The sequence below is a fragment of the Acidovorax sp. LjRoot66 genome (genome assembly GCF_964253305.1).
Classification (GTDB): domain Bacteria; phylum Pseudomonadota; class Gammaproteobacteria; order Burkholderiales; family Burkholderiaceae_C; genus Acidovorax.
On sequence record NZ_CAXUQU020000001.1, the window covers coordinates 1,296,356 to 1,321,434 of the forward strand.

Annotated in this window: 22 protein-coding genes; 13 read left to right on the plus strand and 9 right to left on the minus strand. The window is 66.4% G+C overall.

Annotated elements, in window-relative coordinates; translation table 11 throughout:
• Positions 1–120: 120 nt before the first annotated feature.
• On the plus strand, positions 121–1,053 hold the full coding sequence (locus tag ACSQ3Y_RS06035; protein ID WP_436176737.1) for a 2-hydroxyacid dehydrogenase: 933 nt from the start codon (positions 121–123) through the stop codon (positions 1,051–1,053).
• A 21-nt stretch (positions 1,054–1,074) separates the two neighbouring features.
• Here ACSQ3Y_RS06035 and ACSQ3Y_RS06040 read toward each other — a convergent pair whose 3' ends face one another.
• The 6 genes from ACSQ3Y_RS06040 to ACSQ3Y_RS06065 form a co-directional block, all read right to left on the minus strand.
• A complete protein-coding gene (locus tag ACSQ3Y_RS06040; protein WP_436180093.1) occupies positions 1,075–2,559 on the minus strand; it encodes a TolC family protein in 1,485 nt (494 codons plus the stop codon).
• A gap of 44 nt (positions 2,560–2,603) precedes the next feature.
• The gene (locus ACSQ3Y_RS06045; RefSeq protein WP_436176738.1) at positions 2,604–5,774 is read right to left on the minus strand and encodes an efflux RND transporter permease subunit; all 3,171 of its coding nucleotides are present in this window, start codon (positions 5,772–5,774) and stop codon (positions 2,604–2,606) included.
• 60 nt (positions 5,775–5,834) lie between these two features.
• Positions 5,835–7,130: an efflux RND transporter periplasmic adaptor subunit gene (locus tag ACSQ3Y_RS06050; protein ID WP_436176739.1), complete on the minus strand. Its 1,296-nt coding sequence runs from the start codon at positions 7,128–7,130 to the stop codon at positions 5,835–5,837.
• Positions 7,131–7,377: 247 nt separating this feature from the next.
• Positions 7,378–8,415, minus strand: coding sequence for a DctP family TRAP transporter solute-binding subunit (locus tag ACSQ3Y_RS06055; protein ID WP_436176740.1), 1,038 nt, complete (start codon positions 8,413–8,415; stop codon positions 7,378–7,380).
• Positions 8,416–8,480: 65 nt separating this feature from the next.
• Positions 8,481–9,779 (minus strand): TRAP transporter large permease, encoded by a 1,299-nt coding sequence (locus ACSQ3Y_RS06060; protein WP_436176741.1) that lies wholly within the window; start codon positions 9,777–9,779, stop codon positions 8,481–8,483.
• A complete protein-coding gene (locus tag ACSQ3Y_RS06065; protein ID WP_436176742.1) occupies positions 9,776–10,339 on the minus strand; it encodes a TRAP transporter small permease in 564 nt (187 codons plus the stop codon). The genes ACSQ3Y_RS06060 and ACSQ3Y_RS06065 overlap by 4 nt, the downstream gene beginning before the upstream one ends.
• Positions 10,340–10,561: 222 nt before the next feature.
• Here ACSQ3Y_RS06065 and ACSQ3Y_RS06070 point away from each other — a divergent pair, with 222 nt between their 5' ends.
• The 6 genes from ACSQ3Y_RS06070 (at position 10,562) to ACSQ3Y_RS06095 (ending at position 15,901) form a co-directional block, all read left to right on the plus strand.
• Positions 10,562–11,488 (plus strand): LysR family transcriptional regulator, encoded by a 927-nt coding sequence (locus tag ACSQ3Y_RS06070; RefSeq protein ID WP_057200101.1) that lies wholly within the window; start codon positions 10,562–10,564, stop codon positions 11,486–11,488.
• A gap of 203 nt (positions 11,489–11,691) precedes the next feature.
• Entirely contained in the window at positions 11,692–12,585 is an 894-nt protein-coding gene (locus ACSQ3Y_RS06075; protein ID WP_436176743.1) for an amino acid ABC transporter substrate-binding protein, read from the plus strand.
• 111 nt (positions 12,586–12,696) lie between these two features.
• Positions 12,697–13,596 carry an amino acid ABC transporter substrate-binding protein gene (locus tag ACSQ3Y_RS06080; protein ID WP_305741771.1) on the plus strand — a complete coding sequence of 300 codons (900 nt, stop codon included), beginning with the start codon at positions 12,697–12,699 and terminating at the stop codon, positions 13,594–13,596.
• 109 nt (positions 13,597–13,705) lie between these two features.
• Positions 13,706–14,464: an amino acid ABC transporter permease gene (locus ACSQ3Y_RS06085; protein ID WP_436176744.1), complete on the plus strand. Its 759-nt coding sequence runs from the start codon at positions 13,706–13,708 to the stop codon at positions 14,462–14,464.
• A 3-nt stretch (positions 14,465–14,467) separates the two neighbouring features.
• Positions 14,468–15,133 carry an amino acid ABC transporter permease gene (locus tag ACSQ3Y_RS06090; protein ID WP_057200105.1) on the plus strand — a complete coding sequence of 222 codons (666 nt, stop codon included), beginning with the start codon at positions 14,468–14,470 and terminating at the stop codon, positions 15,131–15,133.
• Between the two features lie 30 nt (positions 15,134–15,163).
• On the plus strand, positions 15,164–15,901 hold the full coding sequence (locus ACSQ3Y_RS06095) for an amino acid ABC transporter ATP-binding protein (protein WP_428002538.1): 738 nt from the start codon (positions 15,164–15,166) through the stop codon (positions 15,899–15,901).
• A 171-nt stretch (positions 15,902–16,072) separates the two neighbouring features.
• On the opposite strand, the gene ACSQ3Y_RS06100 is transcribed toward ACSQ3Y_RS06095, so the two are convergent.
• On the minus strand, positions 16,073–16,993 hold the full coding sequence (locus ACSQ3Y_RS06100) for a MurR/RpiR family transcriptional regulator (protein WP_436176745.1): 921 nt from the start codon (positions 16,991–16,993) through the stop codon (positions 16,073–16,075).
• 101 nt (positions 16,994–17,094) lie between these two features.
• Between ACSQ3Y_RS06100 and ACSQ3Y_RS06105 the strand changes: the two genes are divergently transcribed.
• From ACSQ3Y_RS06105 to htpX, 5 genes are all read left to right on the plus strand, one after another.
• Positions 17,095–18,264, plus strand: a complete 1,170-nt coding sequence (locus ACSQ3Y_RS06105; protein ID WP_436176746.1) for a M20 family metallopeptidase — start codon at positions 17,095–17,097, stop codon at positions 18,262–18,264.
• A 47-nt stretch (positions 18,265–18,311) separates the two neighbouring features.
• Positions 18,312–19,301: a Bug family tripartite tricarboxylate transporter substrate binding protein gene (locus ACSQ3Y_RS06110; protein ID WP_436180094.1), complete on the plus strand. Its 990-nt coding sequence runs from the start codon at positions 18,312–18,314 to the stop codon at positions 19,299–19,301.
• Positions 19,302–19,347: 46 nt separating this feature from the next.
• Positions 19,348–20,394, plus strand: a complete 1,047-nt coding sequence (pyrC, locus tag ACSQ3Y_RS06115; RefSeq protein ID WP_057200109.1) for a dihydroorotase — start codon at positions 19,348–19,350, stop codon at positions 20,392–20,394.
• Positions 20,395–20,450: 56 nt separating this feature from the next.
• On the plus strand, positions 20,451–21,140 hold the full coding sequence (locus ACSQ3Y_RS06120; RefSeq protein WP_436176747.1) for a DUF3025 domain-containing protein: 690 nt from the start codon (positions 20,451–20,453) through the stop codon (positions 21,138–21,140).
• Positions 21,141–21,459: 319 nt separating this feature from the next.
• Positions 21,460–22,332 carry a protease HtpX gene (gene htpX, locus ACSQ3Y_RS06125; RefSeq protein WP_057266312.1) on the plus strand — a complete coding sequence of 291 codons (873 nt, stop codon included), beginning with the start codon at positions 21,460–21,462 and terminating at the stop codon, positions 22,330–22,332.
• Positions 22,333–22,417: 85 nt separating this feature from the next.
• On the opposite strand, the gene ACSQ3Y_RS06130 is transcribed toward htpX, so the two are convergent.
• Entirely contained in the window at positions 22,418–23,116 is a 699-nt protein-coding gene (locus ACSQ3Y_RS06130; RefSeq protein WP_436176748.1) for an SDR family oxidoreductase, read from the minus strand.
• Between the two features lie 59 nt (positions 23,117–23,175).
• Positions 23,176–24,309, minus strand: a complete 1,134-nt coding sequence (locus tag ACSQ3Y_RS06135) for a thiolase family protein (RefSeq protein WP_436176749.1) — start codon at positions 24,307–24,309, stop codon at positions 23,176–23,178.
• A 13-nt stretch (positions 24,310–24,322) separates the two neighbouring features.
• Here ACSQ3Y_RS06135 and ACSQ3Y_RS06140 point away from each other — a divergent pair, with 13 nt between their 5' ends.
• Positions 24,323–24,973, plus strand: a complete 651-nt coding sequence (locus tag ACSQ3Y_RS06140; protein ID WP_436176750.1) for a TetR/AcrR family transcriptional regulator — start codon at positions 24,323–24,325, stop codon at positions 24,971–24,973.
• Positions 24,974–25,079 lie beyond the last annotated feature (106 nt).

Sequence of the window (25,079 nt, forward strand, 5' to 3'; positions counted from 1 at the left end):
CGGTGTGCCGGAGCGCAGTTGAGCCGCAGACGGTGCGCACGCTATCGATGCGCTCCATGTGCGGCCCGTTGGCCGCAACTGGAAAATTCTTCTCTTCCCCATTTCTGCAGAACGCTGCCCATGAAACCTGTCCTGCTTGCCCTGCCGTTTCTCTCGGAAGAACACTGCGCCCAATTGTCGGAAACCTTCGATCTGGTCTACGTGCCGGATGCGCCCCAGCACCAGGCTGCCATCGCCGAGCATGGTAGCCGCGTGCGGGTGGTGCTCACCATCGGCTCCATCGGCATCACGCCCGCGCAGATCGATGCGCTGCCGGCCCTCACGCTGATCTGCGCCCTGGGTGCGGGCTACGAGAACATCGCCGTGGCGCATGCCAAGGCGCGCGGCATCGTGGTGGCCAATGGCGCCGGCACCAACGACGACTGCGTGGCCGACCATGCCTTTGGCCTGCTCATCGCGGCCGTGCGTGGCATCCCCAAGCTGGATACCGCCACGCGTGCCGGTGTGTGGCGCACGGCATTGCCGCTGCCGCCCAATGTGTCACACAAGCGCTTCGGCATCATCGGCCTGGGCACCATCGGCAAGAAGATCGCCCAGCGTGCGCTGGGCTTCGACCTGCAAGTGGGCTACCACAATCGCAGCGAGCGCACGGACGTGCCCTACCGCTACTTCGGCGACGTGAAATCGCTGGCCGAGTGGGCTGATTTCCTGGTCGTGGCCACGCCCGGCGGCCCGGGCACACAGCACCTAGTCAACGCCCCGGTGCTAGATGCCCTGGGGCCGCGCGGCTATGTGGTCAACATCGCACGCGGTAGCGTGATCGACACCGCAGCGCTGGCCCTGGCGCTGCGCGAGGGGCGCCTGGCAGGTGCGGGCCTGGACGTGTACGAGAGCGAGCCTGCGCCACCGGCCGAATTGCTGGATCTGGACACCGTGGTGCTCACACCCCACGTGGGCGGCTGGTCGCCCGAGGCGGTGCAGGCCTCTGTGGACCGCTTCGTCGAGAATGCGCGCCGGCACCTCGCGGGCGAGTCGCCGGTTTCGCCTGTCTGAACGCGCGCTGTAGGAGGGGGCTCAGCCCCCGCCGAGCACCTTGTACAAGGTGATGCGGTTGGTCTGCTCGGCCAACTGCAGGCTCAGCAGGGTCTGCTGCGCCGCGTACAGCGAGCGCTGCGCGTCGAGCACCGTGAGGTAGTTGTCGGCCCCGGCCTTGAAGCGGGCTTCGGACAGGGCGTAGACGCGCTCCGTCGCGGCCAGCAGCGAGGTCTGCGCGGTGATGCGGTCCGTCAGGGTGGCGCGCTCGGCCAGGGCATCGGCGGCTTCGCGGAAGGCGGTCTGGATGACCTTCTCGTACTGCGTGAGGGCGATGCGCTGGTTGGCCTGGGCGACGTCCAGGTTGGCCTGGTTGCGGCCGCCGTCGAAGATCGGCAGCCGGATCTGCGGCACGAAGCTCCACAGCAGGTTGCCACTGCCGAACAGGCCCGAGAGCTCCGTGCTCGCCGTGCCCACGCTGGCCGTGAGCGAGATGCTGGGGAAGAAAGCCGCACGCGCGGCGCCGATGTTGGCGTAGCTGGCCTGCAGGCTGCGCTCGGCGGCCATCACGTCGGGGCGCGACAGCAGCACACTCGAGGGAATCTGCGCGGGCACGGCCAGCAGTTGCAGGGCGCTTTCGCGCAGCATGGGCACCGGTGCGGCCGCCTGTGTGACGCGCTCGCTGCGCCGTTCGTCGGGCACCTTGGCGGCTGTCGGCACAGCGGGCGCGGGTTGTACCGCGGGCAGCAGGGTGGCCGGAACGGGCGAACCCACCAGCAACTGCAGCGCATTGCGGTCGCGCGCCACCTGGCTGGTGAAGGCGGCGACGTCGGCGCGCGCGCTGTCCACCGTGGTCTGGTTCTGCGCCAGCACCAGGCCCGAGGTGCCCCCCAGGCGGTGCGTGCGCTCGGTCAGGGAGTAGGAGGCTTCGCGCGAGCGCAGGGTTTCCTTGGCCAGTTCCAGGCGCGCCTGGTCGGCGGCAAGGTTGAGCCAGGCGCTGGTGACCTCGGCCACCAGGCTCAGCTGCACGCTGCGCTGGCTGTCGGTGACGCGCAGCAACTCCTGCAGGGCGGCCTCGTTGAGGTTGCGCACGCGGCCGAAGAAGTCGAGCTCGTAGCTGGTGATGCCCAGCTGTGCGCTGTACTGCTCGCCGATCTGCGAGCGACCGGCCGTGGTCAGGTCGGCGGCGGTGCGGCTGCGGTTGCCCTGGGCCGTGCCGCCCACGCTGGGCAGGCGGTCGGCGCGGCTCACGCCGTACTGTGCCTGGGCGCGCTCGATGGCCAGGGCTGCGGAGCGCAGGTCGCGGTTGTTCTGCAGCGCCAGGGTGATGACGTCGCGCAACTGGCCGGACTGCACCACGGCATCCCAGCCGAGCGGGGCATAGGTGGCCGCGCTGGCGTCCGCGACCGTGGCGGCGTTATCCAGGGCCTCGGGAACCGGGGCTGCGGGGCGGTCATAGCGGGGCGCCAGGTTGGTGCAACCGGCCAGCAGCAGGGCGCACAGCGGGGTAAGCAGGGCTTTGGACATGCCGGAGGACACAACAGGGGGGAATGCAAGGGCGGTACGCAATGTCATGCCTGCACCTCCTTCACCTCGGCTGGCAGGTGGGGTGGGGTGGGCTTGCGCGAGGCGAACCACGAGCGCACCAGCAGGAAGAACACAGGCACGAAGAACAGCCCCAGGACGGTGGAGGCGACCATGCCGCCGAGCACGCCGGTGCCGATGGCCTGGCGGCCGCCCGCGCCGGCACCCGTTCCGATGGCCAGGGGCAGCACGCCGAAGCCGAAGGCCAGCGAGGTCATGAGGATGGGGCGCAGGCGCATGCGCACGGCTTCCACCGTGGCGTCATACAGGTTCTTGCCCTGGGTTTGCAATTGCACCGCAAATTCGACGATCAGGATGGCGTTCTTGGAGGCCAGCCCCACGGTGGTGAGCAGCCCCACCTGGAAGTACACGTCGTTGGTCATGCCGCGCGTGTAGGTGGCCAGCAGGGCCCCGATCACGCCCAGCGGCACGGCCAGCATCACCGAGAACGGCACGCTCCAGCTTTCGTACAGGGCCGCCAGGCACAGGAACACGAAGAGGATGGAGACGGCGTAGAGCAGCGGCGCTTGCGAGCCTGAGCGGCGCTCCTGCAGCGATGCGCCCGTCCACTCCATGCCGATGCCGGGCGGCAGCTTCTTCATGATCTCCTCGATGGCCACCATGGCGTCGCCCGAGCTGGCGCCTGGCGCGGTTTCGGCCTGCAATTCCAGGGCGGGGCTGCCGTTGTAGCGCATGAGCTGGGGCGGGCCGTTGGTCCACGAGGTGCTGGCAAAGGTCGAGAAAGGCACCATTTCGCCATTGCGGTTGCGCACGCTCCAGTGGCCGATGTCCTGCGGCAGCATGCGGTAGGGCGCATCGCCCTGCACGTACACGCGCTTGACGCGGCCCTGGTGCACGAAGTCGTTCACATAGGTGCCGCCCATGGCGCTGGAGAGCACGCCGTTGATGTCCGCCGTGGTCAACCCCTGGGCCGCGGCCTTGCGGTCATCGATGGTGACCTTGAGCTCCGAGGTGTTGTCGAAATTGGTGGTCCGCACATTGGTGAGGATCGGGTTCTGGCGGGTCAGTTCGATCAACTGGTCCTTGGCGGCGACGAGAGCATCCTGCCCCAGGCCATTGAGGTCCTTGATCATGAAGTTGATGCCCGCGCTCGACCCCAGGCCACGCACGGCCGGCGGCAGCGAGACGAAGATGCGTGCGTCGCGGATCTTGGCGAGGTCCTTGGTGGCCTGGCTGGCGATGACCTCCGCCGACTGGCTGCGCAGCGGGCGTTCCGCCCAGGGCTTGAGCCGGATGAACATGTTGCCGGAGTTCTGGTTGCCGTTGTTGCCGGCAATCGAATTCACACGCAGCACTTCGGGCTTGGCCAGAAAGTAGTCCTTGATTTCATCGAGCACCACACCCAGGCGCTCGTCGGTGGCGCCAGAGGGCAAGGTGATCGAGGCCGTCACGAAACCCTGGTCCTCATTGGGCAGGAAGGAGGTGGGCAGTACCTTGAACAGCAGCCCCACGCCCACCAGGATCGCCAGGTAGATCACGACCATGCGCAGGCTGCGCTTGAGCAGGCCGCCCACGACGCGCTGGTAGCGGTTGGCCGTGCTGTCGAACGTGCGGTTGAACCAGGCGAAGAAGCGGTCGCTCAGGCCCAGCAGGCCGCGCCGTGGCGGGCCGTCGTGCGCTGCATGGTGACCCTTCTCGATGGGCTTGAGCAGGGTGGCGCACAGCGCCGGCGTCAGCGTCAGCGCCACGAACACCGACAGCGCCATGGCCGAGACGATGGTGATGGAGAACTGGCGGTAGATAACCCCGGTGGAGCCCGTGAAGAAGGCCATGGGGATGAACACGGCCGACAGCGTGAGGCCGATGCCCACCAGCGCGGGCGTGATCTCCTTCATCGACTTGCGCGTGGCCTCCTTGGGCGACAGGCCCTCCTCGCTCATCACGCGCTCCACGTTCTCCACCACCACGATGGCATCGTCCACCAGCAGGCCGATGGCCAGCACCATGGCGAACATGGTCAGCATGTTGATCGAGTAGCCCAGCGCCGAGAGCACGCCGAAGGTGCCCAGCAGCACCACGGGCACGGCAATCGCCGGGATCATCGTGGCGCGGAAGTTCTGCAGGAAGATGAACATCACGATCACCACCAGCAGCATGGCCTCGGCAAGCGTCTTGACCACTTCCTCGATGGAGGCACGCACGAAGGGGGTGGAGTCCGAGCTGACCACGCCGTTGATGCCGTCCGGGAAGAAGGGTTCGAGTTCCTTCATCTTGCGCGCCACGGCGTCGGCCACGTCCATGGCGTTGGCGCCGTCGGCCAGCACGATGCCGATACCGGCGCCCGGTTGCCCGTTCAGGCGCGACTTCACGGTGAGGTTGTCCGCCTCCAGCGCCACCCGGGCGACGTCGGCCATGGTGACCACCGAGCCGTCGGTGCCGGACTTGAGCACGATGCCCTCGAATTCGGGCACTGTCTGCAGCTTGGTGCGTGCAGTGATCGTGGCGTTGAGCATCTGCCCCGCCGGTGCGGGCTGCTGGCCGAGCTGGCCGGCCGAGACCTGGGCGTTCTGGGCATTGAGCGCGGTGATCAGGTCCGACGGCATCAGCGCGAACTTCTCCATTTTCGCCGGGTCGATCCAGATGCGCATGGCATAGGAGGTGCCGAACACGGTCACGTCGCCCACGCCGTCCAGGCGGGCGATCACGTCCACCACGTTGCTGGAGATGTAGTCGCCAATGGCCACCTGGGTCACGGTGGGGTCGGGCGAGGTGAACACGTAGGTCACCAGGAAGTCCTGGCCGCCCTTGTTCACGAACACGCCGCGGCTCTTGACGGCCTCAGGCAGCCGGTTCATGGCCGCCTGCAGCTTGTTCTGCACCTGCACCTGGGCCACGTCGATGTTGGCACCGGGGGCGAAGGTCAGGGTGGTGCGCGAGCGGCCGGCGGAGTCGCTGGTTGAACCCATGTACAGCAGGCTGTCGATGCCCTTGAGCTGCTGCTCGATCACCTGGGTCACCGAGTTGTCGACCGTGCCGGCCGAGGCACCGGTGTAGGTGGTGTTGATGGTCACGCGCGGTGGCGCGATGTCAGGGTACTGCTCCAGCGGCAGCGTGAAGATGGACATCGCCCCCGCCAGCATGATGACGATGGACAGCACCCAGGCGAAGACCGGGCGGTTGATGAAGAACTGGGCCATGGATCAGCGTGGGGGTGGGGTCGCAGGTCGGTCGGGTGGGGTCGGTGCGCGCAGCGCGCCTCAGGAACTGGCTGCGGCCGAAGAGGCCGTGGCCGCCGCGGGCGCGGCCTTGTCGCGTGGCTTGACCACCGTGGGCTTGACCGTCTGGCCCACGCGGGCTTTCTGGAAGCCGTCCACCATCACTTTTTCCCCGGCCTTGACGCCCGAGATCACGAGCCAGCGGTTGCCCACGGCCTGACCGAGTTCCACCGGGCGCTTGGTGAGCTTGTTGTCCTCTCCCACCACCTGCACGCTGGGCTCGCCGGCAGGATTGCGGATCACGGCCTCCTGGGGCAGCAGCAGCGCTTGCGGTGCGACGCTGGTGGCCAGCTGGGAGCGCACGTACATGCCGGGCATCAGGAAGTGATCGGGGTTGGGGAAGGTCGCCCGCAGGGTGATCGCACCCGAGGTCGGGTTCACGGCGGTGCCGGTGAACTGCAAGGTGCCTTCCTTTTCGTAGGTGGACCCGTCTTCCAGAATGAGCTTTACCTTGGCCTGGTTGGAATCCACGCGCGTAAACTTGCCCTCTTGCCACTGTCTGCGCAACTGCAGCAGGTCCGCGCTGGACTGCGTAATGTCCACCTGGATCGGGTCGAGCTGCTGGATGGTGGCCAGGGCATTGGCCTGGTTCGCCGTGACCAGGGCGCCGGCCGTCACGGACGACAGCCCGATGCGCCCGGAGATGGGCGCCAGCAGGCGGGTGTAGCGCATGTTAATGCGCGCCGCGTCCAGTGCGGCCTGCGCCACGCCCACGTCGGCCTGCGTCTGCTGCACCGCGGCCTGGCTTTCGTCGAAGACCTGGCGGCTGATGGCGTCGATCTCGACCAGCTCCGCATTGCGCTTGGCGTTGACCTGGGCCGTGCGCGCCGTGGCCTGCGCCTTGGCCAGGGCCGCCTGGGCGCTGGCCTGGGCGGCTTCGTAGGTGGCCGGGTCCACCTGGTACAGCGGCTGGCCGGCCTTGACGAGCGCGCCCTCGGTGAACAGCCGCTTCTGGATGATGCCGTTGATCTGCGGGCGGATGTCGGCGTTCTGGAACGCCGCCGTGCGGCCCGGCAGCTCCGTGCTCAGCGTCTGGCTCTCGGGGGCCAGCACGACCACGCCCACCGCCGGCTCGCCGGCGGGCTTGCCCGCGCCGGCCTGGGCCGGCTGGTCCTTGCCGGAGCAGGCCACCAGGCCGCTGATGCACAGGGCCGCCATGCAGGTTCGCACCCAGGCCGGGTTCAGCCGGGACATGGGAAGGGCGGGGCGGGCAGGGGAGGAGGCCAGCGTCAGCGAGCCCGTGGCAGCCGGGCGGCCAGCATTCAGAAGGAACGGCATGGGAGACGGTGAGTCAGAGTTGAAGGCATTGTGGGGGCCATATGTGTACGCACGATAAAGTTGGCAAAGCCGGAGCCCGTTGATGGGCTTTTTTTGGCTGGACACGCATTTCCCCCACCGCTGCATGCAGCGCTCGCAAGCATCGGGCCAGCCGGTGGCCGTCCACGAAAAAGGCGCTCCCCTGTCACAGGGAGCGCCTCGGATGGTGCCGGCGGCCGTTATCGGCTGCCGGTATGTGCTTATGCGTTTATTGCTTGCGCGCGGCAATCGCCTTCTCGGCCTGGGTCACGAGGTCGGCACCGATCTGGCCCTTCCACTTCTCGAACACGGGGCGCGTGGCCTTCACGAAGGCCTCGCGCTCGGCGGGAGAGAGCTGGGTCACGGTCACGCCATTGGCGGCGATGTCCTTGAGCAGGGGTTTGTCGGCCTCGACCATGCCCTTGCGGGCGATGGCGATCTCTTCCTTGCCGGCGTCGATGGCAGCCTGCTTGACGATTTCACGGTCGGCAGGGGTCCAGGAATTCCAGATGTCCTTGTTCACCACGAAGATCAGCGGGTCATTGATGTAGCCCCACATGGTCACGTGCTTTTGCGCCACGGTGTGCAGCTTGGCCGCCATGTACACGGCAATGGGGTTCTCCTGTCCGTCCACGGCGCCGCTGGCCATGGCGGGCTGGGCGTCGGCCCAGCTCATCTGCGTGGGGTTGGCGCCCAGCGCGGTGAAGGTATCGAGGAACAGGGGCGAGCCCACGACGCGGATCTTCAGACCCTTGAGATCCTCGGGGGTCTTGATGGCCTTCTTGGAGTTGGAGATCTCGCGGTAGCCGTTCTCGCCCCAAGCCAGGGGCACCACGCCGGCCTTGTCCAGCGTGCTGAAGATGCTCTTGCCGACTTCGCCCTGGGTGAGTGCGTCCACGGCCGCGTAGTCGGGCATCAGGAAGGGCAGCGAGAACAGGTTCAGCTGCTTGACCTGGGGCGACCAGTTGATGGTGGAGCCTACGGCCATGTCGATCACGCCCTGGCGCAGCGCCGAGAATTCGCGCGTCTGGTCGCCCTGGATCAGGGATACGCCGGGGTACAGCTTGATGTTGATGCGGCCCTGCGTGCGCTCGCGCACCTTGTTGGCCCACAGCTCGCCGCCCTTGCCCCAGGGGAAGGCGGTGCCCAGCACCAGCGACATGCGGTACTCGCTCTTGTAGGCGGTCTGCGCGATGGCAGCCGGGGCGGTGAAGGCCAGCGCGGCAGCGGCAGCCACGGCGGAAGTCAGAAAGGTGCGCAGTTTCATGGGGTCAGTCTCCTGGGTCAATTTTGTAGGGTGGAAGGCAAATCGGTCTCGGGGTTTACTACGGGTCAGTAGCCCAGGCGCGCCGGCAGCCACAGGGCCAACTGCGGGAAGGCGATCACCAGCACCATCACGAGGAACATGGCGAACAGCATCCAGCCGACCCAGCGCACGGTCGATTCCATGCGCACGCCGGCAATGCGGCACGAGACCATCAGGTTCACGGCCAGCGGCGGGGTGAACTGGCCCAGCGCCACCTTGAGCGTGAGGATCACGCCGAACCAGACGGGGTCCCACTGGTAGTGCTGCATGATGGGCAGGAGCAGGGGCACGAAGATCAGGAAGATGGAGATGCCGTCAAGGAACATGCCCACGGTGATGAGCAGCACGATCAGCAAAGCCAGCACTCCATATTCGCCCAGGCCCGAGTTCACGATGGCCTTGGCCACCGGGTCGATCACCCCGAGGGTCGACAGCGAATAGGCAAAGATGCCCGCGAGCGATACCACGAGCAGGATCACGGCCGAGAGCTCGCCCGATTCGCGCAGGATGGGGAACAGGTCGCGCACCTTGATCGTGCGGTGGATCACCATGCCCACGAAGAGGCCATAGAAAACCGCCACCACGGCGGCTTCGGTCGGGGTGAACCAGCCGGCGCGCATGCCGCCCAGGATCAGTACCGGAGCGGCCAGGCCCCACAGGGCTTCGCGCAGGCTCTTCCAGAACGGCGGGCGGGGCATGGTGGATTCGAGCGCACCCATCTTGTGCTTGCGCGCCATCCACACGGCGGGCACGATCAGCGCGATGCCGGCCAGGATGCCGGGGATCATGCCGGCCGCGAACAGCGCGGGCACCGAAGCGCCGGGCACCAGCATCGAGTAGATGATGAAAGCCACCGACGGTGGGATCAGGATGTCGGTGGCGGCGGCCGCCCCCACCACGCTGGCCGAGAACGAAGGCGGGTAGCCCGCGCGCGACATGGCAGCGATCATCACGCCGCCCACGGCGGCGGCGTTGGCCGGGCCCGAGCCCGAGATGCCCCCCAGGAACATGGCCACGGCAATCGCCACCAGCGGCAGCATGCCCGGGCCACGCCCGATGACGGCCACGGCGAAGTTCACCAGGCGCAGGGCCACGCCCGAGCGGTCGAAAATGGAGCCGACCAGCACGAACATCGGAATCGCCAGCAGCGGGTACTTGCCCAGGCCGGCGTAGAAGTTCTGCGGCACGGCCAGCAGGCCGAACCACTGGCTGTCGGCATTGGCCAAGGCGATGGCAGCCGCCCCGGCCAAGCCCAAGGCGGCGCCGATCGGCACGCCTACGAACATCAGGCCCAGAAAGGCCACGAACAGGAGCGTGGCGATCATGGCTGGGCGTCCTCGGCGGGGCCTTCGGGCCGCAGCGCTTCACGGCTGCGGCGCAGCAACAGGCCGACGGCCCGCGCGGCGATCAGCGCCGAGATGACGGGCAGCCAGATGGAGTACCACCACTGCGGAACGCCAATGCCCGGCGAGGTCTCGCCAAAGCGGTAGTCGTCCCAGACCACGCGCACGCTGAGCACGGCGATCAGCCCGAACAGCAGGGCCACGGCCACGGCGCCCAGCTGCGCCAGGCGCTTGCGGCGGGCGGCCGAGCCGCCTTCGGCAAAGTATTCGATGCGGATGTGCTGGTCGCGTGCCACGGCGGCGGAGCCCGCCACCAGGGCCAGCACGATCATCAGGAAGACGGAGATCTCTTCCGTCCAGGCGAAGGAGGAACTGGTGAAGTAGCGCACCAGCACGTTGGCAAAGGTGATCAGCGCGAGCGCTGCCATGACGATGACGGTGAGCCAGTCCTCGATGCGCAGGGAGCGGGGTTCTTCGGAGGCAGGGGCGGCGACAGGCACGGAGGCGTCGGTCACCGGCCCTTGGGGAGGGGTGGAGGACATGGGAGCGGCGGTACAGGAGAACAAACAGGACAGGGCCGGTCGCTCTGCCCGCCGGTGTTGTGCACCTGGGGCCGTGACGCGGGAGCGCGCTTTGGACGCAGCTTTCCCTATTATGCGGTGCGTTGCTATGTGTGCACACCAATGGTGCGCTATGGATAAACCCTTGTACAGGCTTTCCATGACCGGCCGGCACGCCGCAGGGCTGGAAACGATAATGCAGCGATGGAAACCAAGTGGCTTGAAGATTTCGTCAGTCTTGCAGAAACCCGCAGCTTCAGCCGGTCCGCCCAGTTGCGGCATGTGACGCAGCCTGCCTTTTCGCGGCGCATCCAGGCCCTGGAGGCCTGGGCCGGCACCGATCTGGTGGACCGCAGCTCCTACCCCACGCGCCTCACGCCGGCCGGCAAGACCCTGTACGACCAGGCGCTGGAGATGCTGCAGGCGCTGCAGAACACCCGGGCCATGCTGCGCGCGCACACCAGTGCGGGCAAGGACATGATCGAGTTCGCGGTGCCGCACACGCTGGCCTTCACCTTCTTTCCGGCCTGGGTGTCGAGCCTGCACGACAAGTTCGGCCCCTTCAAGAGCCGGCTGATCGCCCTGAACGTGCACGACGCCGTGATGCGCCTGGTGGAAGGGGGCTGTGACCTGCTGATCGCCTACCACCACCCCTCGCAGCCCTTCCAGCTCGATGCCGACCGCTACGAGATGGTGAGCCTGGGCCAGGAGGTGCTGTCCCCGTACTCCAAGGCCGACGCCGACGGGCAGCCCCTGTTCCGGCTACCGGGTCGGGTGGGCCAGCCGCTGCCCTACCTGGGCTATGCGCCCGGTGCCTACCTGGGGCGGGTGACGGAGCTGATCCTCAAGGAGTCGGGCACGGCGATCCACCTGGACCGGGTCTACGAGACCGACATGGCCGAAGGACTCAAGGCCATGGCACTGGAGGGGCATGGTGTGGCCTTCCTGCCCCACAGTGCGGTCAAGAAAGAGCTGCGCACGCGCAAGCTGGTCAGTGCTGCCCCGCCGGATACCGAAGGCCTGCAGATGACCATGGACGTGCGCGCCTACCGTGAAAAGCCCTCGGGCAAGGAAGCGCCCAAGGGCACCGCCCAGGCCCTGTGGACTTATCTGCAGGCTCAGGCGGCGTGAATGGCCGGGTTTTTCATGCCTAGGGTAAATACGGATATAAACAGTTTGCATAGTTGTCCGCGCAAACGGCATTGGAATTTCATGGTAACGACACGTACAGTCGGCGCCATCGATGGATCAGGAGCAGCAAGGGTTGCCACTGAGGGCCCCACGGTGGCACGAAGATTGCAGTTCTGATTCCACTTCCTTAACCGAGACACCGCATGAAAGTTCAGCATTGGGGATTGGCCTGGGGCATCGCTGCCTTGTGCTGCGCATCCGCAGCGTCTGCACAGGGGGTGCTCGAGCGCGTCAGTGGCGGCGGCAAGATGGTGATTGCGCACCGGGAGTCGTCGGTGCCGTTCTCTTACATCGACACCAAGACCGGCAAGCCGGTGGGCTACGCCATGGACCTGTGCCTGCGCCTGGCCGACGTGGTGAGGAAGAAGACCGGCAAGAAGGACATGCAGGTCGAGTTCCTGGCGGTTACGCCAGCCAACCGCATCGCCATGATCGAGCAGGGCAAGGCCGACATGGAATGCGGCTCCACCACCAACAATGCCGAGCGGCGCCAGAAGGTGGCCTTCACGGTGCCGCATTTCATCACCGGCGCGCGCCTGCTGGTGAAATCCGCCAGCACCATCGACCGCGTGGAAGACCTCAATGGCAAGAAGCTGGTGTCCACCAAGGGGACCACGCCGCTGAAGGCGGCCGACCAGGCCAACCGCGAACGCCTGATGGGCATCACCATCCTGGAAGCGCCCGACCATGCCAAGGCCGTGGAGATGGTGGAGAAGGGCGAGGCCGATGCCTTCGTGATGGACGACGTGCTGCTGTACGGCCTGGCCGCTGGCCGGCCGAACCCGAGCGCCTTGAAGGTGGTGGGCCGTTTCATGACCACCGAGCCGCTGGCCATCATGCTGCCCAAGAACGACCCCGAATTCAAGAAGCTGGTGGACGAGGAGATGCGCCGTCTCATTACCAGCCGGGAGATCTACCCCATATATGAGAAGTGGTTTGCCAAACCGATTCCCCCGAACAACACCACGCTGAACCTTCCGGTCAGTTATCTGTTGCGGGACTTCTGGAAATACCCTACCGACCAGGTCCCGTTCTGACTAATATCGCTGGTCGCGTGGTTCCCTTTTTTGGTTGTTTGCCCGCCGGTGCTTCCGGTTGGGTAAATCTCTAAAATCCCCCCTTTTTTCGTTTCACACAAGGAGATCCCAATGAAGAAGCATTTGCTCGCGGTTGCCGTGACCGCCCTGGCTGCAGGCAGCGCATTCGCCCAAGCCACCGACACCCTGGCCAAAATCAAGGCATCGGGCAGCGTGACACTGGGTGTGCGCGAGTCATCGGGTCTTTCCTACACTCTGGGCAATGGCAAGTACGTGGGTTTCCACACCGAAATGGGTGAAATCATCCTGGCCGACATCCAGAAGCAACTGGGCCTGGCCAAGCTGGAAACCAAGTACCAGCCCGTGACCTCGCAAAACCGCATTCCCCTGGTGACCAACGGTACGGTGGACCTGGAGTGCGGCTCCACCACGAACAATGCCGCACGCCAGAAGGATGTGGCCTTTGCCGTGACCACTTACGTCGAAGAAGTTCGCACCGTCGTGAAGGCCAACTCGGGCATCACCTCCATCAAGGACCTGAACGGCAAGACCGTGGCCACGACCACGGGCACCACCTCGGTGCAGACCCTGCGCAAGCATGAGCGCGCTGGTGGCGTCGACTTCAAGGAAGTCTTCGGCAAGGACCATGCGGACAGCTTCCTGATGCTGGAAACCGGCCGTGCCGACGCCTTCGTGATGGACGGCTCGATCCTGGCCGCCAACATCTCCAAGTCCAAGGCACCTGCCGACTACAAGATCGTTGGCGAAGTGCTGTCGGTGGAGCCTATCGCCTGCATGCTGCGCAAGGACGACCCGGCCTTCAAGAAGGCCGTGGATGACAGCATCAAGCGCCAGATCGCCGACGGCTCGCTGACCAAGCTGTACGACAAGTGGTTCATGCAACCTGTGCCTCCAACCAACACCAAGATCGGCCTGCCCATGTCCGACGCCACCAAGGCTGCCTGGGCCACCCCGAACGACAAGCCCATGGAAGACTACGCCAAGAAGTAATCTTCGGGATGCTTGCGCCCCTTCGGCCACGACGGTTTGAAGGGGCTTTTTTGTTGGGTGGGCAAAGGATTGCGCCCAATGCAATACCAAAAAATAAAGGGGTGATCCTATGAGTTGGGATTGGCAGGTGTTCTGCCAGGACACCATGGACAGGGAAGTCGTGCAAAGCTGCTTCGGCAAGGGCGGCGACATCACCTACCTGGACTGGATGCTGTCGGCCTGGGGCTGGACGGTGTCTGTTTCGCTGCTGGCCCTGGTGCTGGCTCTCGTGTTGGGCTCCGTCATCGGCACGCTGCGTACCTTGCAGGACCGGCCGATGATCGTGCGCCTGGGCAATGCCTGGGTCGAGCTGTTTCGCAATATTCCTCTGCTGGTGCAGATTTTCCTGTGGTACCACGTCCTGCCCAGCCTCTTTCCGGTCATGAAGGGCGTTCCCGGCTTCACGCTGGTGGTGCTGGCGCTGGGCTTCTTCACGTCGGCGCGCATTGCCGAGCAGGTGCGCTCGGGTATCAATACCTTGCCCCGTGGCCAGCGCTATGCGGGTCTGGCGGTGGGTTTCACCACCTTCCAGACCTACCGCTACGTGCTGCTGCCCATGGCGTTTCGCATCATCATCCCGCCGCTGACCAGCGAGACGATGAACATCTTCAAGAACTCCTCCGTCGCGTTCGCCGTGTCGGTGGCTGAGCTCACGATGTTTGCCATGCAGGCGCAGGAGGAAACCTCGCGCGGCATCGAGGTCTATCTGGCCGTGACGGCGCTCTACGTCATCTCGGCGTTTGCCATCAACCGCATCATGGCGTTCATCGAGAAGCGTGCGCGCATTCCCGGGGTGGTTGTGCCCAGCGGCGCAGGTGGGGGGCACTGAGCAATGAATCTCGATTTTTCCTTCTACAACTGGGACCTGATCTCCAACTTCGTGCTCAAGGGGCTGTATTTCAGCCTTTTCCTCACGGTGGTGGCCACGATCGGTGGCGTACTCTTCGGGACCGTGCTGGCGCTCATGCGCCTGTCGGGCAAGAAGTGGCTGGACGTGCCTGCGACCATCTACGTCAACGGCATGCGCAGCATCCCGCTGGTGATGGTGATCCTGTGGTTCTTCCTGCTGGTACCGGCCATCATTGGCCGGCCGATCGGCGCGGAAGTGTCTGCAGTGGTGACCTTCATCGCCTTCGAGGCCGCCTACTTCAGCGAGATCATGCGCGCCGGCATCCAGTCCATCGCGCGTGGACAGGTCCATGCCGGCCAGGCGCTCGGGATGACGTACGGGCAGAACATGAAGCTCGTGGTGCTGCCCCAGGCGTTTCGCAACATGCTGCCGGTGCTGCTCACGCAGACCATCATCCTGTTCCAGGACACGTCGCTGGTCTACGCCATCGGTGCCTACGACATGCTCAAGGGCTTTGAAGTGGCCGGCAAGAACTTTGGCCGCCCCATCGAGGCTTACCTGGCCGCAGCGGTTCTGTACTTTGTGATGTGCTATGCGCTGTCCTGGATGGTCAAACGCCTGCACCAGAAGATCGCGATCATTCGCTGATGCAAAAGAGATTGGATTGAGGAACAAGAAATGATCGAACTCAAGAACGTATCCAAGTGGTATGGCCCCGTGCAGGTGCTCAACGAGTGCTCGGCCGTCATCAACAAGGGTGAAGTGGTGGTGGTGTGCGGGCCTTCGGGCTCGGGCAAGTCCACGCTGATCAAGACCATCAACGCGCTCGAGCCCTTCCAGAAGGGCGAGATCACGGTCGATGGCGTGAAGCTGCACGACCCCAAGACCAACCTGCCCAAGCTGCGCAGCCGCGTCGGCATGGTGTTCCAGCACTTCGAACTGTTTCCCCACCTGTCGGTGACGGAGAACCTGACTATTGCGCAGGTCAAGGTGCTGGGCCGCAGCCCCGACGATGCCAAGAAGCGCGGCCTGAAGATGCTGGAGCGCGTGGGCCTGATGGCGCACAAGGACAAGTTCCCTGGCCAGCTCTCGGGCGGCCAGCAGCAGCGTGTGGCGATTGCCCGTGCCCTGAGCATGGACCCCATCGTGATGCTGTTCGACGAACCCACTTCGGCGCTCGACCCCGAAATGGTCGGCGAAGTGCTGGACGTGATGGTGGGCCTGGCCAACGAAGGCATGACCATGATGTGTGTGACCCACGAAATGGGCTTCGCCCGCAAGGTGAGCAACCGCGTGATCTTCATGGACGTGGGTGGCAAGATCCTGGAGGACTGCTCCAAGGACGACTTCTTCAACCACCCCGAAGCCCGCCAGCCGCGCACCAAGGACTTCCTCAACAAGATCCTGGCGCACTGAGTGGTGCATGCATGCCTGTGCCCTGCGGGGCACGGCGTGCAGGATTTCACAAAAGGCGCCTTCGGGCGCCTTTTTTGTTCGTGGCGGCAGCGCAAAGCGTCGGGGGTCCCAAGCTGGGTTCGCGGCTTCCCGCGCCCGATGACCTCGGCGCGCTGAGTCGCAGGCTCCTGCCTATTTCCGGACGGGCTTGCGCGCTGGAGTTCCCTCCACGATGAGCTGCTGCTCCTCCACATCCTTCCACAGCGTATCCCGGCGCTTGAGTGCTTCCGACACGGCTTCGTGCCGCAACTGCGCCACGGCCGACACCAGTGCATTGCACAGGAAGAAGGCGGCGGTGTACGAGTCGAACGGAGAGGCGTTGGAGGTGCGCACCAGGAGGCGTTCATGGGCCAGCACGGCCAGCGGGGCCGAGGCGCTGTCGGTGATGGTCAGCACCTGGCCACCGGCCTCGCGAAAGCGCTGCGCCACCTTCACCGGGCCGCTCGCGTAGCGGCGGATGCTGAAGGCCAGCAGCACGTCATCGGGCTGCACCCATAGCAACTGGTCGGTGGCCGCCACGGCACCCGCGCCCAACTCGTGCACACCGGGGCGGCACATGTTCAGGTGCAGCGCCAGCCACGCCGCCACGGGCGCGCTGTTGATCTGTGCCAGCACGAAGACGCGGCCCTTGCCCTGCGCCAGTCGCGTAGCGATGGCCTCGAAGGCCGCCATGTCCAGCCCGTCGCGCGTGGCGCCTATGTTGTGCTGGTCGTGCAGCAGGGCGTCGTCCACGCACTGCTGCAGGCTGCGCCGTGTGCCGATGGTCACGGGCGCGCGCTGCCCGGCCGTCTGCAGCAGGGCCGTGACCTCGGCGCGGGCCTCGCGCTGGGCCTCGGCGTAGCTGCCATAGCCCAGCTTGGCGAACAGCCGCACCACGGTGGAGGCGCTGGTGCCGGTGCGGGCGGCCAGGGCGGTGGCCGATTCGAGCAGCGCATGGGGGTAATCGCGCTCCAGCGACTCGGCCAGCGCGCGCTCGCTGGCCGTGAGGCCCGCGCCCTGGCGGGCCAGGCGCTCGGGCAGCAGTCCGTCTGAGTTCTGCAATGATAATTTCATTGATGTCCATTTTATGAAAAATGTATTGCAAACAAGGCCGCTGCATGCAACACTTTCACTCCATCGCCCAGCCGTCCCCGGGCGTGGGAGCAAAGGAAAACATGCAGGATACCCTTGAAGAAAGCCGCGTGCAGGTACGCACGCGCATCCTCGATTGGCTGGCCGGCCAGCAACAGGCGATGCAAGACCTGTTGCAGAAGGTGGTGGACATCGACAGCGGCAGCCGCGACGAAGCGGGCGTGACGGCGGTGGCCGCAACCCTGCGCGAGCGGCTCGTGGCCGCCGGCGTGGCGGTGGAGTTGGTGCCCGTACCCGGCTATGGCGTGCTGCTGCAGGCCCAGGTGCCCGGCCCCACCGAGGGCGCGCCCATCCTGCTCATGGGCCACATGGACACGGTGTACCCGGCCGGCACCGTGGCGCGCCGCCCCTTCCGCGTGGAGGATGGCCGTGCCTACGGCCCCGGCGTGGCCGACATGAAGTCGGGCCTGGTGATGAACGCCTTCGTGGCCGAGGCCTTTGCGCGCTGCGGCGGGCTCACGGCGCCGCTGCGGCTGTTCTTCTCTTGCGACGAGGAGATTGGCTCGCCCGCCACACGCGAGCACATCATGGCCGCGGCCCGCGGCGCCCGTGCCGTGTTCAATGCCGAGCCCGGCCGCGTGAGCGGCAACCTGGTCACCAGCCGCAAGGGCTCCATGGCCATCGAATTCGAGGTGCAGGGCGTGGCCGCCCATGCCGGCATCAACCATGCGGCCGGCGCCAGCGCCATCGGGGCGCTGGCCCACAAGATCCTGGCGCTGGATGCACTGACCGACGTGGCTGCGGGCATCACCACCAACGTCGGCGTGGTGCAGGGCGGCATCGTGCCGAACATGGTGGCGCCGCACGCCAAGGCCGAACTGGACGTGCGCTACACCGCCGAGACCGATCCCGACGAACTCTTCGAGCGCGTGCGCGCCATCGTCGAGGCCGAGAGCCTTCCCCGCACCCAGGGCCGCGTGACCGGCATGCGCCGCACCCTGCCCATGAAACCCACTCCCGAGACACTGCTGGCGCTGTACCAGCGCGGCGCGCAGTCGCTGGGCTTTTCGGTAGAGGGCGAGTTCACCGGCGGCGCGGCCGACAGCGGGCTGACCGCCTCGGTGGGCGCACCCACGCTGTGCGGCACCGGCCCCGTGGGTGGCCACCCCCACACCGAGCGCGAGTACTGCGAGCTGTCCACCCTGGTGCCGCGCGCGCAGGCCGTGGCGCTGGCCGTTCTCGACCATCCCTGATTTCCGATCCCTGCAAGACCTTGAGAGAAGACCCCGTGAACTCCTTCATGCAACCCAATCGCCGCCACATCCTCAACGCCGGCCTCGGGCTGGGCCTCGCGGGCCTGGCACCGCTGGCCGCACAGTCCCAGGACAGGTATCCCTCGCGTCCCATCACGCTCGTGGTGCCCTTTCCTCCCGGGGGATCGGTGGACATCATGGCGCGCCAGTATTCGGAGCCGCTGTCGCGCATCCTGGGCGTGCCCATCGTGGTCGAAAACCGCGCAGGTGCCGGTGGCTCGGTCGCATCACTGGGCGTGGCGCGCGCCAAGCCCGATGGCTACACGCTGGTGGTGTCCTCGCAGAGCAGCCACCTGGCCAACCCGCTGACCCAGCCCAAGGTGGGCTACGACCCGATCAAGGACTTCGAGAACATCGCCATCCTGGGCCGCCAGCCCAATGCACTGGTCGTGCACTCGAGCCTGCCCCTCAAGTCCGTCAAGGAGTTCGTGGACTACGCCAAGAAGAACCCCGGCAAGCTCAACTACGGCAGCGGCGGCGTGGGCAGCATGGGCCAGCTCAACGTGGAGATGTTCAAGGCGGTCACCGGTATCTACACCACGCACATCCCCTACCGCGGCGGCACGCCGCTGATCACGGCCGTGCTGGCCAACGAGGTGCAGTTCATCCTCGACAACCTGGTCATCATGCTGCCCCATGTGCAGGCCGGCAAGGTGCGCGCGCTGGCTGTGGCCTCCGAGCAGCGCCTGCCGCAACTGCCCGATGTGCCCACCATGGCCGAGGTCGGCTATCCCGAGCTCAACCTCAGCTCCTGGACCGGCCTGGCCGCCCCTGGGGGCACCCCCGACGCCATCGTGCAGACGCTGTACAAGGCGGTACGCCAGGCCGCCACGGCACCTGCCATGGTGGCCAACCTCAAGGAGCGCGGCGTGATCGTGCCCGAGGAGATGCCGCCTGCCGCCTTCGAGAAGATGATGGCCGAGCGCCTGGTGAAGTTCGGCGACGTGGTGCGCAAGGCCGGCATCACCGCCGAATGAGCGGTACCGGCAGGGGGGTGATGCGGGGAATGGGAGAATATCGCCCATGACTGCAGCCGCCCCCACCAACACCCTCACCATCACCCGCCCCGACGACTGGCACCTGCACGTGCGCGACGGAGAGCCCCTGTTCACCGTCGTGCCGCACACGGCCGCCCAGTTCGGCCGCGCGATCATCATGCCCAACCTGCGCCCGCCCGTGACCACGGCCGAGCAGGCCCTGGCGTACAAGGGGCGCATCCTCGCTGCCGTACCCGAGGGCGTGGCCTTCGAGCCGCTGATGACGCTGTACCTCACCGACAACCTGCCGCCCGAAGAGATCGTGCGCGCGCGCGAAGCCGGGGTGGTCGCTGCCAAGCTCTACCCTGCGGGCGCCACCACCAACAGCGACGCGGGCGTGACCGACCTGCGCAAGACCTACAAGACCCTCGAAGCCATGCAAAAAAGCGGCATGCTGCTGCTGGTGCACGGCGAGGTGACCAGCAGCGACATCGACCTGTTCGACCGCGAGGCGGTGTTCATCGAGCAGCAGCTGATCCCGCTGCGCCGCGACTTCCCCGAGCTCAAGATCGTCTTCGAGCACATCACCACCAAGGATGCGGCCGACTACGTGCAGGCGGCCGACCGCTTCACGGCGGCCACCATCACCGCGCACCACCTGCTGTACAACCGCAACGCCATCTTCATCGGCGGCGTGCGCCCACACTACTACTGCCTGCCCGTGCTCAAGCGCGAGACGCACCGCCTGGCCCTGGTGCAGGCCGCCACCAGCGGCAGCGCCAAGTTCTTCCTGGGCACCGACAGCGCGCCGCACCCTGCGCACCTAAAGGAGCACGCCAGCGGCTGCGCCGGCTGCTACACCGCCCACGCGGCGATGGAGATGTACGCCGAGGCCTTCGACAACGCGGGCGCACTCGACCAGCTCGAAGCCTTCGCCAGCTTCAACGGCCCGGACTTCTACAGCCTGCCGCGCAACACCGGCACCATCACCCTGCGCCGCGAGTCGTGGACGCCGCCCGACAGCTTTGCCTTTGGCGAAGCCGAACTCAAGCCTTTGCGCGCGGGTGAAGCGCTGCCGTGGCGGCTGGTCTAGAGGCGATTGACTGGGCTGCCGCCTGGCTAGCGCCGTGGCAGGCCACTGGCCAAGCCATGGCGCAGCAGGTGCTGCTGCACGGCGCGCCGGTGCACCGCGCGCTGCAGTGCGCCTGGGCAGCGCCCGTGCAGTTTGTCCCGCAGGGCGACCTGCCCGAAGGCGCGGCCTACGAGCAGCACATCTTCGACACGCGCCGCGTGCCCACGCGCGACAACCTGCACGACTTCTTCAACGGCCTGGTGTGGCTGCAGTTTCCGCAGGCCAAGCGGCGGCTCAACGAACTGCAGGCCGGTGCCATCGCGACGCACGGCATTGGTGCGGTGCGCGGCCCGCTGCGCGATGCGCTCACGGTGTTCGATGAGAACGGCGCCCTGCTCGATGCGCCTGCGCCCTTGTGGGACGCGCTGAATGCGCGCCAGTGGCAGCGCCTGTTTGTCGATCTGCGCCCGCTGTGGCGGGAAGCGCGGCTGGTGCTGTTCGGCCATGCGCTGCTGGAGAAGCTGGTGGCCCCGCGCAAGCCCATCGTGGCGCACGTGTACCGGGCGGCGGCACCCATGGCCTCCCTGGCACAGGCCGATGCCTGGCTGGCGCAGCAGATGCAGCCAGAATGCTGGGCCAACAAGCCCTTCACGCCGCTGCCGGTGCTGGGCGTGCCCGGCTGGTGGCTGGCCAACGAAGACCTGTGCTTCTACGACGATCCGCAGGTGTTCCGGCCTTCCCGCACCGCATCGGACAAGACGCTCTAATTCCCGTCAGCGACTGTGTGATAAGGCCCCTCCAGGCAATTCGCCCTACCATACCGCAAAGGGAAACTGCGGCTGCGGGCCCCGGGGTGGCGGTGCTTGAATCGCGCCGACCCACCCCCCATATAGTGAACCGTAACAGCCAATTCAGAAGTGCTTGCCACGCCTGCGATGCGCAGGGCGTCGTTGCAAATGCTCGCCATAGCTTCGGCTATGGCTGCGCTTTGCGCCTAGCCCTGCACACCGCAGGTGCGGCTCTCACTCCCGAATCGACTGTTGCGGTCCACCGGCCGCAGTTCCTTGTTTACCCCACGGAGAGAACATGAAGCGGATATTTTTGTTTGTACTGACCAACCTGGCCGTCGTCGTCGTGCTGGGGGTGGTGGCGAGCCTGCTGGGCGTCAACCGCTACCTCACGGCCAACGGCCTGAACCTGGGCGCGCTGCTGGGCTTTGCGCTCATCATGGGCTTTGGCGGCGCGATCATCTCGCTGCTGATCAGCAAGCCCATGGCCAAGTGGACCTCGGGCGTGCGAGTGATCGACGGCTCGGGTTCGGCCGATGAACGCTGGATCGTCGAGACGGTGCGCAAGTTCGCCGACGAGGCCAAGATCGGCATGCCCGAAGTCGGTATCTTCGAAGGCGACCCGAACGCCTTCGCCACGGGCGCGTTCAAGAACTCGGCGCTGGTGGCAGTGTCCACCGGCCTGCTGCAGGGCATGACGCGTGAAGAGGTCGAGGCCGTGATCGGCCACGAGGTGGCCCACATCGCCAATGGCGACATGGTGACCATGACGCTGATCCAGGGTGTGATGAACACCTTCGTGGTGTTCCTGTCGCGCGTGATCGGCTATGCGGTGGACAGCTTTCTGCGCAAGAACGACGAGAACAGCTCGGGCCCCGGCATCGGCTATTACGTGACCACTATCGTGCTCGACATCGTGCTGGGTTTTGCCGCCGCCATGGTGGTGGCCTGGTTCAGCCGCCAGCGCGAGTTCCGCGCCGATGCGGGTGCCGCCCAACTGATGGGCCGCCGCCAGCCCATGATCAATGCCCTGGCGCGCCTGGGCGGCATGCATCCGGGCGAGCTGCCCAAGAGCGTGGCCGCCATGGGCATCGCCGGCGGCATCGGCAAGCTGTTCAGCACCCATCCGCCCATCGAAGAGCGCATTGCCGCGCTGCAGAACAAGGCGTGATGCTTTGAACGGCCCCGGGGCCGTATCGCTCCGTAAAAAGGCCGCCGGGTGTGAACCCGGCGGCTTTCTTTTTGGGGGACTTGCCTCAGCCTGTGTAGGCCGGAGTGGCGCTCGAGAGTGATTGCTTGACATGGCGCGTGGTGTCGTCGGCCAGCACCTCGGCGAGGCCTGCCTCCACACCCTGCAGCGCCAGGTGCGCGACGTCGAGCGGCGCTGCCTTGGGGGCGTCCAGGCCGCGCGTCATGTCGGTGTCCATGTAGGCCACGTGCAGGCTGGTCACCTGCGTGCCCTGGGCACGCAGTTCATTGCGCAGGCCATTGCTCAGCGACCATGCGGCGGCCTTGGAGGCGCTGTAGGTGGCCACTCCCGGAATCGTGAGCCAGCTCAGCACCGACAGCACGTTGAGCACCGCGCCGCCACCGTTCGCCTGGAGCACCGGCGCGAAGGCCTGCGCCACGGCCCAGGGGCCGAAGAAATTGGTCTCGAACTCGGCGCGCGCGGCCGCCATGGCATCGGGCGTGCCCAGAAAACTCGATCCACGCGAGATGCCGCTGTTGTTCACCAGCAGCGTCACATCGGGGCAGGCGGCCACGGCGGCCGCGATCTGGGCGGGGTTCGTGACGTCGAGCTGCACGGGAACGACGCCGGGCAAGGTGACGGTGGCGGGGTCGCGCGCGGCCGCGTAGACCTTGCGGGCACCTGCGGCGAGGGCGGCCTGGGCAAAGGCCAGGCCCAGGCCCCGGTTGGCACCGGTGATGAAGACGACGGAGTTCTGGATGTTCATGGAAGCAGTCCTTGGAGCAAGAGGGTGGGGTTGGGGGTGGGAGAAATGGTTGGTGGCGGTCACAGCGCCTGCAGCACCGTGGCAATGCCCTGGCCGCCGCCGATGCACTGGGTGGCCAGCGCGTAGCGCCCGCGCTGGCGCTGCAGCAGCGCCGCCGCCTTGCCGGTGATGCGCGCGCCCGTGGCGCCCAGCGGGTGGCCGATGGCCAGGCCGCCGCCATCGAGGTTGATGGCCTCGGGCCGGAGGCCCAGTTCGCGGATGCAGGCCAGGGCCTGGGAGGCAAAGGCTTCGTTGATCTCGACCACATCCATGTCGGCCGCGGCCAGGCCTGCGTGCGCCAGTGCCTTGCGCGATGCAGGGATGGGGCCCAGGCCCATGAAGGCCGGGTCCACGCCCGCCGTGGCCATGGCCACGATGCGGGCCAGCGGTTGCAGGCCATGGCGCGCGGCGTAGGCCTCGCTGGTCACCAGCACGGCGGCTGCGCCATCGGTCAGGGGCGATGAGGTGCCGGCCGTGACGGTGCCGGTCTCGCGGAAAGCGGGCTTGAGGCCGGCCAGGGCTTCGAGCGAGGTGGCAGGGCGGATACAGCCGTCCTCGGCCACCACCTGGCCATCGGGCAGGGTGATGGGTACGATCTCGCTGCGCAGCAGGCCGGCCTCGCGCGCGGCGGCCGCCTTGCGGTGCGACCCGAGGGCCAGTTGCTCCTGGTCGGTGCGCGACACCGCGTAGAGCTCGGCCACGTTCTCGGCCGTCTCGCCCATGGCCATGTAGGCATCGGTCTGCTCGAACAGCACAGGGTGGGGCGAGAAGGTGAGGCCGCCCTGCGGCACCATGGTCATGGACTCCACCCCCAGGCACAGGTAGGCATCGCCCAGTCCGGCCTCGATCTGCGCGGCCGCAATGTGCACGGCCGACATCGACGAGCCGCAAAAGCGGTTCACCGTCATCCCGCTGACCCCGTGCGGCAGCCCCGCCAGCAGCGACGCGATGCGCGCGATGTTGTTGCCCTGCGCACCCTCCGGGTAGGCGCAGCCGGCGATCACGTCTTCCAGCGTCGCCGGGTCGATGCCGGTGCGCTGCACCAGGCTCCTGATGAGTTCGGCGGCCAGCGTGTCGGGCCGCACCTGGGCCAGGGCGCCTTTGCGTGCGAAGTGGAACGGAGTGCGCGCATAGGCGGTAATCAATGCTTTCATGAGATGCCTTTAAATGTTGATCGACATGAATAAATATAAATGTCGATCAACATGTAAAATAAGTCAAGCACAAGGAGAAGCCATGAAAGTGACGAGGGCGCAGGCCGAGGCCAACCGCGAACGCATCGTGGATGTGGCAGGCGAGTTGTTCCGTGAAAAAGGGTTCGACGGCATCGGCCTGAACGAGTTGATGCAGACCGCCGGGCTGACCCGGGGCGGTTTCTACGGCCATTTCGAGTCCAAGGATGAACTGGCCGGCCTGGCATGTGAGCGCGCACTCATGGCCAACCAGGACTACTGGGAGGAGCTGTCCGCCAAGCCGCCGGCCGAGGCGCTGCAGGCGCTGGTGGGCTTCTACCTTTCGGATCTGCATTGCCGGCACACCGCCAAAGGCTGTGCGATGGCGGCGCTGGCCGGTGACGTGGCCCGCGCTGGTCCGGCGCTGAAGGGCACGTTCGAGACCGGGATCGACAATTTCCTGCGGGTGCTGGAACCGCTGATGCAGGGTGACGAACCCGCCGAGCGCCGCGAACAGGCCTTGGCTGCGCTGTCGCAACTGGTGGGGGCACTGGTGCTGTCACGCGCCGTCCGCAGCCCGGAGCTTTCCGGCGAACTGCGTGCCGCAGCAGGGGCGAGCGTGCTGAGGGGTGCGGCGGCAGGGTGAACTTGAGAAAGGCCCTTTCCTGCCATTTGGCTGGAGTGAGGCTGGTATGGGGCTGGCAGGGGGCACGCCGGGTTCAAGTATTCGTCCCATATTGACGATATAAGGG